Origin of the sequence: Romboutsia sp. 1001713B170131_170501_G6, assembly GCF_015668195.1 — a bacterium.
In the GTDB taxonomy this organism is placed as follows: domain Bacteria; phylum Bacillota; class Clostridia; order Peptostreptococcales; family Peptostreptococcaceae; genus Romboutsia_C.
The window spans coordinates 156,376-169,115 of the sequence record NZ_JADPFC010000004.1 but is presented as its reverse complement, the minus strand read 5'-3'; the positions used below and the strand labels follow the sequence as shown (position 1 = coordinate 169,115).

Here is a 12,740-nt window from a genome sequence, read left to right as displayed (position 1 = left end):
AAACATAATTTGAAAACTAATAAATTGGAATGCATAAAATTTTTAAAATAAATATAAGAAATTTTTTTGACTTTATTGTAAAGTAGGAGTATTATGTATAAGGATGAAATTTATTGGAGGGAAAAACAGAATATGTCGCCAAAATTATTTACAATGTTTAAGCAAAATGAATTAAGTGGTGAACAAGTGAGAAAGGATATAGTAGCAGGATTTATAGTAGCAATTATAGCATTACCATTATCAATAGCTCTTGCTATATCTTCAGGTGTATCACCGGAAAAAGGTCTTATTACTGCAATATTTGCAGGATTTATCATATCTTTCCTTGGAGGAAGTAAAGTCCAAATTGGAGGTCCAACAGGAGCCTTTGTTGTAATAGTCTATGGTATTGTGAAAATGTACGGTATGGATGGTCTTATAACAGCAACTATTATGGCAGGTATACTTCTTGTAATAATGGGTCTTTTAAAATTTGGAAATCTTATAGAATATGTTCCTAATACTGTTACAGTAGGATTTACTAGTGGTATAGCAGTAACTTTACTTATAACTCAAATCAAAGATTTACTAGGTCTTAAAATAAATGACGTTCCAGCAGAAGCTATAGGAAAAATAGAAAGCTACATACATAATATAAACACATTTGATATGATGACTTTCATAGTAGGTATAGCATGTATATTAATTATGATATACTGGCCAAAGATAAATAAAACTGTACCAGCATCTATAATAGCATTAATACTTTCAACAGTAGTTGTAAATGTTTTTAGCTTAAATGTAGATACTATAGGAAGTGTATATACTAACATATCAGCAAGCATACCAGTACCAAGTGTACCAAGTTTTAGTATAGATAAAATAGTATCTTTAATACAGCCAGCTATAACTATAGCCGTATTAGCTGGAATAGAATCACTACTTTCTTGTGTAGTATCAGATAATATGATAAATGACAAGCATGATTCTAATATGGAACTTGTAGCACAAGGACTTGGAAATATAGCCTCTGCACTATTTGGTGGAATACCAGCAACTGGAGCAATAGCAAGAACAGCAGCGAATGTAAAAAATGGAGGGAAAAGTCCTATATCAGGTATGGTACATGCAATAACTCTTCTTTTAATAATGGTAGTTTTAATGCCACTTGCAAAAATGATACCTATGACAGTTTTATCTGCCATATTAATAATAGTATCTTATAATATGGGTGAGTGGAAAGAAATGAAAGAAATGATGAGCTTACCTAAAAAGGATGTAGTGGTTCTTTTAGCTACATTTATATTAACTATAGTATTTGACTTAGTTATCGCTATAGCAGTTGGAATGACTATACATATAGTAGCTAATATAGTACTTAAGAATAAAGTTGATAATGAAATAGAAGATGTAGCATAAATTATAAAAAATACTACCTAATTAGGTAGTATTTTTTATATGCTAAGGGATTATATACTTTTAAAATTGTTTATTTAACTTAGTTTGTTAGATATATATACCTATGCTATAATTAAGTGTAAAACGTATTCAGGGAGGTAGAATATGAATGTTATAGAAATAAAAGACCTAAGGATGAATTACGGTCAAAAAGAAGTTTTAAAAGGGATTAATCTAAATATAGATAGGGGAAATATTATAGGGTATATAGGCTCAAATGGAGCAGGTAAAAGTACTACCATAAAAATACTACTAGGATTAGTTAAGGGATATAGCGGTAGCGTATATATATTTGGAAAGGATATAGAAGATATTAATAATAAATACAAAAATAAAATAGGTTATGTTCCTGAAGTAGCTAAAGTCTATGAAAGCTTAACAGCTAAAGAATACTTAACTTTTATTGGACAAGTATATGGGTTAAGTTATGAAAAGAGTGATGAAAAGGCTAGAAAGCTTATGAAAATACTTAAGATAGAACATGCTTATGAGTCTAGATTATCATCATTTTCAAAAGGAATGAAGCAAAAGGTAGTTATAATAAGTTCAATGCTTCACAATCCAGACATACTATTTTTAGATGAACCATTAAGTGGACTTGATGCTAATAGTGTACTTTTAATAAAAGAAATACTGTACAAATTAAAGCAAGAAGGAAAGACTATATTTTATTCATCTCATATAATGGAAGTTGTTGAAAAAATAAGTGATAGAATAATACTTCTTGATAGAGGAAATATTGTAGCAGATGGTAACTTTGAAGAAATAAAAAATACTAACTTTGATGGTTCTTTAGAAGAAATATTTAACCAGCTTACAGGATTTGAAGAACACTCAAATCTATCTGATGAATTTATAAAAGTATTAAAAGAGGTGTAGCATGAAAGACTCTTTTGTTTTAAAAATACTAGATATATTTAAATATTTATATACTAAAGCTGGTGTAAATTATAGTTTAATGAGACTCATAGTCAAGCATAAACTTATAATGGATGGTAGACGTGGGCAAAACAATATAAGTAGAAATGAAGAAAGTAAAGATAAAAATAATTTTTATATAAGTTTAATAATATATGCAATTGTTGGGTTAGCATCAGCACCTATTATAACACTAGATATTAACCCTATTGTAAAGATGAGTGTATATTTTAGTTTTTTTATGGTCATGATTTTAAGTGTATTTGTATCAGATTTTTCAAGTGTAATACTTGACATAAATGATAAAGATATATTAGAAACTAAAGGCGTAGATGCAAAAACATTAAATGCAGCTAAATTTACACATATATTCATATATATGACATTACTCAGTCTAGCAATAAGTGTAGCAGCTATACTTTGTAGTATTAGATATGATATTAAGTTTATATTATTATTTATAATAAATATATTTTTAATAAATGTATTTATGATTATAGTTACTGCTATAATGTATTTTATTATATTAAAATTATTTAGTGGAGAAAGGTTAAAGGATGTATTAAATGCTTTTCAAGCTTTATTTATATTAGTATTTATACTAGGATATCAAGTTATAGCAAGAGCATTTACCTTTGTAGATTTACAATTTGTATATGAGCCAAAGTTGTGGAATTTACTACTTCCTCCTATGTGGTTTGGTTCAAGCTTTAATCTTTTATATAATGTAGATGTAAACAATTTAATTATAATCATGAGTGGATTAGCTATTGTAGTTCCTATAGTATCTATATTTGTATATGTAAAGCTAATACCAAGATTTGAATATAATCTTCAGAAGTTAAATGATAATACTTATGTCAATAAAAAATGTAAAGAAAAATTAAGTATAAAAGTTAGTAAATTAATATGTAAAAATAAAGAAGAAAGAGCATTCTTTAACTTTGTGTATGATGTTCTTAAAAAAGATAGAGAATTTAAAACAAAAGTATATCCATCATTAGTTATGGGGGCATTTATGCCGTTTTTAATGATGATTAGTGGCTTTAGGAGCGGTAATAATTTCCTAGCAGAACTAAGATCTGAGCCAGCATATCTATTAATATACTTTTTTGTACTTATGAGCCAAAGTATATTAACAACTCTTAAATTTTCTAAGGAATATGAAGCGAGTTGGATATATGATATACTTCCCATAAATAATAAGAAAAATATATATACAGGAACTTTTAAAGCTAGTATATATCTTTTGGTACTTCCTTTATTTATACTAATGAGTATAGGATTTATAATAATTTTATCACCAAAAGTTATAATAGATTTAGCAATAGGATTTGTAGCTACTGTATTATCATCAATGATTACTTTTAAGTTAAATGAAAAGCATATGCCATTTACTTGTGAATATCAAAACACTAATACGGCATCAAACATAGGAACTATGATAAAAGCCATGGTGTTTGTTGGCGTAATAGCCTTAGGCCATTTTTTACTTAGTAGTAGCATATTTTTAAAAATAACTTATTTAATAGGTTTAATAATTTTAGTTAAGTTAATATGGAATAAAGTATTTGAAGTATAAATAATTATATAAAAAGAGTAATCTTAATAAATTAAGATTACTCTTTTGTGTTTTTAGGCTTTTTTATATTCATTAAAGTAGTTATTTAGTACTTTTTTAAGAGAGTGACCTATTTCAGAATAAGCATCATCAAATAGATTAGCAAGTGATATTCTTATAGACCACTTAGGTCCAGCAAATCCACCACCACCTAGTAAAACTATTGATGATTCCTCTGCTAAATCAAATAATATATCTACAGGATTGTAATTTATTTCTAAGTAATAAGAGAAATCTTTCCCATAGTAGTCTTTAGCTAAATCTAATACATCAAATTGAGTATAGTATGATGCATCATTTTTATCAAATTCTAAATCCATACCAAGACTATCAAATAATAACTTTTTACGAGTTCTACATATGTCTATTGTAAGATTTTTATATGAATCATCGTTATCCATAAGAGAAACTAATGATAAAAATGCCATTTGAACTTGTTGAGGAGTAGAAAGACCAGCAGTATGGTTTAGCGCAACTTGTCTACTATCTGCAACTAATCTATCTATAAATGGTACTTTTTCAGGATTAGTGTTCATATCAGCATATCTTTTATTAGTTCTTTTTCTTATAGAGTATGGAAGTTCATTTATAAGTTTATCAAATACATTGTTGTGATGTAGTGCTAGAGTACCTAATCTCCAACCTGTTACACCAAAGTATTTAGAGTATGAATAAGCACCTATTGTGTTGTATGGTAATTCTGACATTAAAGACTTAAATCCATGAACAAAAGTTCCATAAACATCATCAGATATAATCATTAAATCAGGATTATAATTTTTAACTATATCTACTATTTTACTAGTACTTTCAGGAGATATAGCCACTGATGGTGGATTACTAGGATTTACAACAAATAGAGCTTTTATATCTTTATCACAAAGCTTTTCAAGTTCTTTATCAGTACATTGCCATGTATGTTTTCCATCAGGAGTTTTTTCATCTGCATTTATATATACAACATCAAATTCATATCTTGGTAGATGAGGTATTTCTAAATATGGTGTAAATACTGGTGTCATTATAGCTATTTTATCACCTTTTAAAAGTAGATTATTAGCTATTAATGAATCAAATACATAACACATTGCAGCAGTAGCACCTTCAACAGCAAAAACGTCAAAATCTCCACCTTTTAAAGTGTCGTATTTTAGTTCTCTAGCTAAATAAGCTTTAACTATTTTTTCTATATGAATAAGCATTCTATCTGGAAATGGGTAGTTATCCCCAATTATTGCATCAGTTATTTCGTGTAAAAAATCATCAGAATTAAATCCTAGTTCGTATACACAAAACTCTACCATTTTACGTAGAAAATTTATCTCTGGAAGATTAGGGTTGTTATCTAAAAATGTATAAAATCTTTTAGATATATCTTTTTTTCTTGGCATACCAGATAAAGGGCCATTACTCCAAGTGTGTTTACTTTCTTCAATAGCAAAATGCCCAAAAGTAAAAAATGCGTTACGAGGAGCATGTGCTATCCAGTTAGGATTACCTCTTCCTGCATCAAGCAAAGTACGAGTACTTTTCTTAGAAGGATTAGTTGCTAATTCTAAAAGTCTATTTTTAAATTCAAATGGACTGATTTTTCCATAGATGTTTTCTAATTCTTGTCTTTTAATATTAATCGGTTCCATGATATTATCTCCTTAATTTAATTATATGTAACCTTTACCTCTTTTTTATTGCACATATGAAATTATACTTCTTTTAAAATTGTGATATATATAAATTTTATGTATGTGCTTGAAAAAGTCTTCATTTGTAAAAATTTAGAAGGCTTTTTATTTAAATTAATTATAATAAAATCGCTTTAAAAAGACAATATAATACATATAAACTACTTAAAATATAAATAAAAAAGAAATGTATACTAAAAATTTTAAAGTTTATAAATGGTTTTACTAATATAATATCTTATTTAATTAATTAATATACTAAATAAATGAAATGTGAAAAATTTAAAAAATTATAAAATTATCTAAATTATTTATTAAGTTAAATCAATTTCGATAATAAGAAGGCAAGTATTACAATCTTACTAAGATGCATTATGGTATAATATAGATAAAAAGTGGTTTTGGAGGGGACATGAGAAATATATTACTGTTAGAAGATGATGAAGCATTAAATGAGGGGATAAGCTTTATGCTTAAAAAAGAAGGATATAATGTGTTTACTTCTTATAATATAAAAGAAGCTAAAACATATTTTTATAGTAATAAGATTGATTTGATAATATCTGATATAAACTTACCTGATGGAGATGGGCTTAGTTTTTGTGAAGAAATAAGAAAAAATAGTAATGTATTAATACTATTTTTAAGTGCATTAGATCAAGAATTTAATATAATAAATGGATATAATGTAGGAGCGGATGATTATATAACTAAGCCCTTTAGTCTAATGATATTTATGGCTAAGGTAAATTCTTTAATTAAAAGAATTAAGGATAATGAAAGTAGTAGCCAATATATAGTATGTGAAGATATTAAATTCAATCTAAAAGATATAAAAATAATAAAAAATAACGAAGAAATAGTACTAACTAAAAATGAGTACAAACTACTTAAATATATGATGGAAAATAGCATGCAAATACTTACAAAAGAGCAATTATTAGAGTGTATATGGGAACAGGATGGTCAATTTGTATATGATAATGCAGTAGCAGTAAATATAAAGAGGTTAAGAGAAAAAGTTGAAAATAACACTTCAAGTCCAATATATATAAAGACTATAAGAGGTGTAGGATATATGTGGGCTAAGGAGTGTGTAGAAAAATGATTAAATCTATAAATAAAGAACCGATTATTAAGAGAAGTATTATCTTAAGTAGTGTATTAATAATAATATCTATAATAATTTTGAACATAATTCATATAAATCAATTAAACTTAATTTATAATAAACAAATGGATGTAACTAATCGGATAATAGGAGCTTTGATAGTTAAATATCCAGGGGAAGAGCTAGAAATTATTGATGCACTTAAAGAAGATAATAAAGATATAAGTTTAAAAGGAAAAGAAATAATAAATAGATATGGATACAATGAAAATAATATATTTAAAGATAATAACTTTAAAGATTATTCTAATAAATTGGTGTTTTTATTTTTAATTATAAGCTTATTATTAGTCATTATAAATATTTTCTTATTCAATATTATATTTAAGAAGTTTATAGAATTTGCTCAAAGTATTTCAGATTATATAGATAATTTTATAAATGATAATTATAAAGTTAATGAAGAAATAGAAGAAGGGGTATTTTCGGGGGTAATATCTAGACTAAGTGATTTAGGTAAAAAGTTAGATGTAGAAAGAAATAAGCTAAAATGCGAAAGAGATGACTTAAAAGAATTAGTAACAGATATATCACATCAATTAAAAACTCCGCTAGCATCCCTAAAGTTATACAATTCTATACTTAAAGAAGAGATAAATGAAGAAGATAGAAAAATATTTTTAGATAAAAATGAAGGTGTAATAAGTAAATTACATAATTTAATAGATGCTTTAATTAATATATCAAGATTAGAAAGCAAAATGATTGAAATAAGAGAAGAAAACAAAAGTATAAAGCAAACGATAGTGAAAGCAATAAACTCATTATATTTAAAAGCTATGGATAAAAATATAAACATAAGTGTAGATGAATTTGAAGATATAAAATTATATCACGACCCAAAATGGACAGAAGAAGCAATATTTAATGTAGTTGACAATGCTGTAAAATATACCAAAAAGGGTGGACACATAAATATAAGCACATCTAAAAGCATAAATTATTTTAGAATTGATATAAAAGATAATGGTATAGGAATAGAAAAAAACGAGATAAACAATGTGTTTAAAAGGTTTTATAGGGTTAATAATGATATGGTTAAAAATACTGAAGGCTCAGGGGTTGGACTTTACTTAAGTAGAAAGATACTACAAGCACAAGGTGGAAATATAATATGCAACAAAAATATAGATAAAGGAACTACCTTCTCTTTATTATTGCAAAAATGCAATATTTAATGACATAAAGATGAAATAATAGGAAGTTAATATATAAGTATAAAGATTAGTTAGTACTTAAAATATAAATAATAGTTTTACAAAAGAGCTTAATGAAATTTAAGGTATAACTTATCTAATTAATAAAGTAAAACATAGAGCTTATATATTGGAGGTAGGATTATGAAGGTCTTAGAAACTAAAAATTTAAAAAAATACTATGGAGAAAATGAAAATTTAGTTAAAGCCATAGACAACAACTCAATTTCTATAAATAAAGGCGAGTTTGTTTGTATAGTAGGAAAATCAGGGTCAGGTAAAAGTACATTACTTCATATGCTAGGGGGACTTGATAGACCAACTAGTGGAAATGTATATATAGATAATAAGGATATATTTTCTTTAAAAGATGATGAACTAGCAATATTTAGAAGAAGAAAAATAGGATTTATATTTCAGTATTATAATCTTATACCTAGTTTAAATGTATGGGAGAATATAGTACTTCCAATTGGACTAGATAGTAAAAAAGTTGATGTAGATTTTATAGAAGATATATTAAAAAATTTAGGATTAGAAACTAAAAAAGATAGTCTACCTAATACTTTATCAGGAGGGCAACAACAAAGAGTTGCTATAGCTAGAGCATTAGCATTTAAACCATCTATAATACTAGCAGATGAGCCAACAGGAAACTTAGACTCAAAAACTAGTGATGAAGTTATAACACTTCTTAAAAATATGGTTAAAAGATACTCACAAACTTTAGTCATGATAACACATGATGAAACTATAGCACAAATGGGTGAGAGGGTAATAATAATAGAAGATGGTAAAGTGCTAAAGGAAGGTGCTTTAAATGAGTAATATGATAAATAGTATAGTAAAAAGTAACCTAAAAGCTAATAAACTAAAAAATATTATGGTTATATTAACTATAGCACTAACGACATGTCTACTTATATCAATAGGTATAATAACAAGTAATATGATTGAAAATCAAAAACAACTCACAATAAAAAATTATGGTAATTCTCATGGATATTATAGAAAATTAGAACAAGAAACTGTTGATAAAATAAAAAGACATAAAGATATAGAAATACTTGGAGAAAATAGTTTTCAATTAGGTAAAAATGAAATTGATGATAGAGGTATTTCTATAGCGTATATAGATGAAAATGGGCTTGAGTTATCTAATATGAAATTAATAGATGGAAAAGCCCCTATAAAACATAATGAAATAGCGATGGATGAAACAATTTTATCAGTGCTTGGATATGAAGCTAAAATAGGCGAAAAAATAAATATTAGCTATCATGATACAAAAGGAGATTTTGTAGAAAAAGAATTTATATTAAGTGGGATACTTCCTAAAAATATTACTGGAGAAGCAAATAAGTTACATAGCATGGTAGTATCCAAGGAACTTATAGAAAAAGAAGGATACAATAATAAACTAAGAGCTACTGTTAGACTCAAAAATGAAGATAAATTATCACAAGATGAAATAAGAGAAAAAATAACTGAAATCGGAAAAACATTTGGAGTAGATGAAGAAAATATCAAGTTTAATGATGCATATTTAATGTGGATGAAGCCAGACACTACTTTTATATTAACAGGAGTAGTTATTGCTTTAGTTGTAATAGCATCTTCAATACTTGTTATATATAATATATTCTACATATCAATAGTAAATAAGATACAAGAATTTGGGAAATTAAAAGCTATAGGAACTACTAAAAAGCAAATAAGAAATATAGTATTTAGAGAGGGTATGATACTAACGTTAATATCAATACCAATAGGAGTAATTTTAGGATACTTTGTCAGTAAATCTTTAATAAACACAATGATAAACTTAGGAAATGAAATGGGAATAGAATATGAATTTATTGTAAATATAAATATAATAATAGTGTGTATATTACTTACATTTTTAACAGTTTATATATCTCTTTTAAAACCTATGAAAATAGTATCTAAGATATCTCCAGTTGAAGCAATAAAATATAATGAAAATAGTAACTCTAAAAAGAAAAATAGAAAAGGATATATAGATTTAGATGTTATAAGACTTACTAAGGCTAATTTATCTAGAAACAAAAAACGTACAACAACAACTCTTTTGTCATTAGTTTTAAGTGGAATACTTATAATGAGTACATCAACAGTAATAAGTTGCATAAACTCTGAAAAAATGGTAAGGCAAAGTATGCCAGGGGATTTTGAATTTAAGATAAAATATATGGGCTTTGATTATGAAAAAGAAAAAGAGAACTTTATAAAAAATAATCCTTTAAATAAAGAATTTATACAAAATATAAAGTCTTTAGATGGAGTTAAAAATGTAAATGAAATAAGAGAAGTGAGTGTATTTACACAAAATCAAGGTAGATATAAAAAAGAAGAGCCAGACTTAAAAGAAATAGAAGATAGTATAGGTGTATATAGTGACGAAATGATAAAGTCCTTAGATGAAAATATTTTATCTGGAAAAATAAATATAGATAAGCTAAAAAGTGGAGAAGAAATAATAATAAATTCAGCAGCAGAGCATTGGTTAGAACTAGAAGTTGGAGATGTTGTAAAATTGTATTATTATGAAGGAAATAAAAAAATAGAAAAAGAAGTTAAAGTACAGGCAGTAACAAGTGCTCATTATGGAGGAGGGTTTATAACTAGTATTGATTTTATAAAAGATAGTAAGTACAACACATCTATAAGTGTTAATGTAGACAAAAACAAAGAAAGAGAAATAAACAAAGTACTTACTGATATATCATCTAATTATAATAATTTAGAGTACAGTAGCTTCAAAGATGAAGTAGAGACTAACGAAAAAATGTTTTTCACAACTAATTCTATGGGGTATTCATTAGTTGGAGTTATAGGAGCTATAAGTTTAGTAAATCTTATAAACACTATTATAACTAGTATGATATCTAGAAAAAGAGAAATAGGTATACTTCAAGCTATAGGTATGAGTGATAAACAGTTACTTAAAATGTTAAAACTAGAAGGCTTATTTTATACAAGTATTACACTAATTTCATCTCTGAGTGTAGGTAGTATCATTGGATATATAGCATATAAAGTTATGCAAAATACTGGGATGCACTATGCAGTTTACAAATTCCCTATAATACCTACAACATTACTTGCAATAACAATGATTCTAGTTCAGTTATTTATAGGAAGATTTATAAATAAGTTATTTAAGAAAGAGTCATTAATAGATAGAGTAAGATATAGTGAATAGAATAATAAATTATAATATAAAAAGGTATCAGATTATAATCTGATACCTTTTAATTTATATACATTTTGCAAATTAATTTTACTGTGCAGGAGGTATTTCTGTGCTTGAACTATCATTTTGATTTGTATTTTGTGATGGTGTTTCAGTAGAATTACTCTCACTATTTGTAGTATCTTGTGAATTATTATTTTCTACATTTGATACTGGTACATCTTTATCTTCATTATTATTATTTTCTACATTTGAACTTCCCTCATTTGTAGTTGTTGTATTATTAGGCATTGATTCTTCAGTTGGAGCTTTTTTATCAGATGTGAATAGTCCTGTGAACCAGTTCCATACTTTTGCAAAGAATCCTTCAACTTCTTCACTAGATGGTAAATTAACAGCTTTGTCATCTGTTGCATTTATAGTAGCATTTTCACCTAACATTTGGTCATTAGTATTTTCAAGTATACCTAAATCCTTATTTTGATCTTTACTAAATAAATTACCAAACCAATCTCCAATACCTTCAAACCACCCTTTTATAGTATCAAGTATTCCAGATTTTTGTATACTTTCACCAAGATCTTTTAAGTTATCTTCAACAACATTAGATACATTTTCTAAAGTATCTTTCATGTCATTGTAATTGTAGTCTTGGTTAGCTATTTTTGTCATTAAAGCTTCTATTTGTTTAAATTGCTCATCAGATAGATTAACATTATAGTTATTAGTTATATTGTTTATAGTATCAGCAATTTGAACTGTATCCTTAGTATTATTTTTTATGATTTCTGTTTTTATATCATTTATAACACCAGTAGCTTTATCTTGACCTATTGAATCACCTAAATCACCAGTAGTAACTAATTCTTCTGTAGCTAGTTCTTTTTTCTCTTCAGAAAGTGACTTACCTGTAGCATCTTCAAATGCCTTCATAACACCTGTTAAGGCACCAGTACCAGATACAGGAAATGGAGCTGCTGCTATTACGTTAGCATTTTCTATTCCTGCAGTAGATAAAGTAGTAGCTATCATCGCACTAGTTACCCAAGTTAAGTTTGCAGTTTTAACATTTATTCCATTACCTTTTTTAGTTGGTTCAACATAAGAACAAGACATAGTAACTTTACCTAATTGTTCTTCAGTTGCAACTCCTTGTAAGTATTCTCTTTCTTCTTTATTGTTAACTTCTATTATAACTGCTTGATTTTCGTTAACGCCAAAGTATTTTAACATTTGTTCTCTTTGAGAAGGGTTTAAGTTAGCACCTAGCGTAACAACACGTGAACCATCAGCAAATACAACTCCTAAGTTTGCTATTGTTAAGCAAAGTGCAAGAGACAAGCCTATAGCCTTTTTCTTAAAATTCTTAAATCCTTTATTCATAAATTTCATTCCTTTCAACTTTTAAAGTTAACCATAATATATTCCCAATATAGTATACTATAAACTAATTTTAGTATAAAGTGGATTACAAGATTGTAATAAAATCTTAATAAAT

General features: G+C 26.6%; 9 protein-coding genes. 7 read left to right on the top strand and 2 right to left on the bottom strand.

Features of this window, described 5'->3' with window-relative positions; all coding sequences use genetic code 11:
- The first annotated feature begins 132 nt into the window (after positions 1–132).
- The 3 genes from I4U89_RS10870 (at position 133) to I4U89_RS10860 (ending at position 3,937) form a co-directional block, all read left to right on the top strand.
- Complete coding sequence (locus tag I4U89_RS10870; RefSeq protein WP_330615560.1) at positions 133–1,398, top strand: SulP family inorganic anion transporter; 1,266 nt, start codon at positions 133–135, stop codon at positions 1,396–1,398.
- 144 nt (positions 1,399–1,542) lie between these two features.
- Positions 1,543–2,316 (top strand): ABC transporter ATP-binding protein, encoded by a 774-nt coding sequence (locus tag I4U89_RS10865; RefSeq protein WP_195940393.1) that lies wholly within the window; start codon positions 1,543–1,545, stop codon positions 2,314–2,316.
- A 1-nt stretch (position 2,317) separates the two neighbouring features.
- On the top strand, positions 2,318–3,937 hold the full coding sequence (locus tag I4U89_RS10860) for a hypothetical protein (RefSeq protein ID WP_195940392.1): 1,620 nt from the start codon (positions 2,318–2,320) through the stop codon (positions 3,935–3,937).
- A gap of 53 nt (positions 3,938–3,990) precedes the next feature.
- Here I4U89_RS10860 and aspD read toward each other — a convergent pair whose 3' ends face one another.
- On the bottom strand, positions 3,991–5,616 hold the full coding sequence (aspD, locus tag I4U89_RS10855; RefSeq protein WP_195940391.1) for an aspartate 4-decarboxylase: 1,626 nt from the start codon (positions 5,614–5,616) through the stop codon (positions 3,991–3,993).
- Between the two features lie 454 nt (positions 5,617–6,070).
- Here aspD and I4U89_RS10850 point away from each other — a divergent pair, with 454 nt between their 5' ends.
- The 4 genes from I4U89_RS10850 (at position 6,071) to I4U89_RS10835 (ending at position 11,251) form a co-directional block, all read left to right on the top strand.
- Positions 6,071–6,766, top strand: a complete 696-nt coding sequence (locus I4U89_RS10850) for a response regulator transcription factor (RefSeq protein ID WP_195940390.1) — start codon at positions 6,071–6,073, stop codon at positions 6,764–6,766.
- Positions 6,763–8,007, top strand: coding sequence for a sensor histidine kinase (locus I4U89_RS10845; protein ID WP_195940389.1), 1,245 nt, complete (start codon positions 6,763–6,765; stop codon positions 8,005–8,007). Before I4U89_RS10850 ends, I4U89_RS10845 begins: the two co-directional genes overlap by 4 nt.
- 162 nt (positions 8,008–8,169) lie before the next feature.
- Positions 8,170–8,853 (top strand): ABC transporter ATP-binding protein, encoded by a 684-nt coding sequence (locus tag I4U89_RS10840; protein WP_195940388.1) that lies wholly within the window; start codon positions 8,170–8,172, stop codon positions 8,851–8,853.
- Positions 8,846–11,251, top strand: a complete 2,406-nt coding sequence (locus tag I4U89_RS10835; protein ID WP_195940387.1) for an ABC transporter permease — start codon at positions 8,846–8,848, stop codon at positions 11,249–11,251. Before I4U89_RS10840 ends, I4U89_RS10835 begins: the two co-directional genes overlap by 8 nt.
- A 78-nt stretch (positions 11,252–11,329) precedes the next feature.
- Here the strand turns inward: I4U89_RS10835 and I4U89_RS10830 are convergent, their stop codons facing one another.
- Positions 11,330–12,625, bottom strand: coding sequence for a DUF1002 domain-containing protein (locus I4U89_RS10830; RefSeq protein ID WP_195940386.1), 1,296 nt, complete (start codon positions 12,623–12,625; stop codon positions 11,330–11,332).
- Between the last annotated feature and the right edge of the window lie 115 nt (positions 12,626–12,740).

Bases quoted from the DNA above. Each gene is read 5' to 3' on its own strand.
- I4U89_RS10845 (WP_195940389.1), top strand. From the start codon at position 6,763: ATGATTAAATCTATAAATAAAGAACCGATTATTAAGAGAAGTATTATC.
- I4U89_RS10835 (WP_195940387.1), top strand. From the start codon at position 8,846: ATGAGTAATATGATAAATAGTATAGTAAAAAGTAACCTAAAAGCTAAT.
- I4U89_RS10840 (WP_195940388.1), top strand. From the start codon at position 8,170: ATGAAGGTCTTAGAAACTAAAAATTTAAAAAAATACTATGGAGAAAAT.
- I4U89_RS10865 (WP_195940393.1), top strand. From the start codon at position 1,543: ATGAATGTTATAGAAATAAAAGACCTAAGGATGAATTACGGTCAAAAA.
- I4U89_RS10860 (WP_195940392.1), top strand. From the start codon at position 2,318: ATGAAAGACTCTTTTGTTTTAAAAATACTAGATATATTTAAATATTTA.
- I4U89_RS10870 (WP_330615560.1), top strand. From the start codon at position 133: ATGTCGCCAAAATTATTTACAATGTTTAAGCAAAATGAATTAAGTGGT.
- I4U89_RS10830 (WP_195940386.1), bottom strand. From the start codon at position 12,625: ATGAATAAAGGATTTAAGAATTTTAAGAAAAAGGCTATAGGCTTGTCT.
- aspD (WP_195940391.1), bottom strand. From the start codon at position 5,616: ATGGAACCGATTAATATTAAAAGACAAGAATTAGAAAACATCTATGGA.
- I4U89_RS10850 (WP_195940390.1), top strand. From the start codon at position 6,071: ATGAGAAATATATTACTGTTAGAAGATGATGAAGCATTAAATGAGGGG.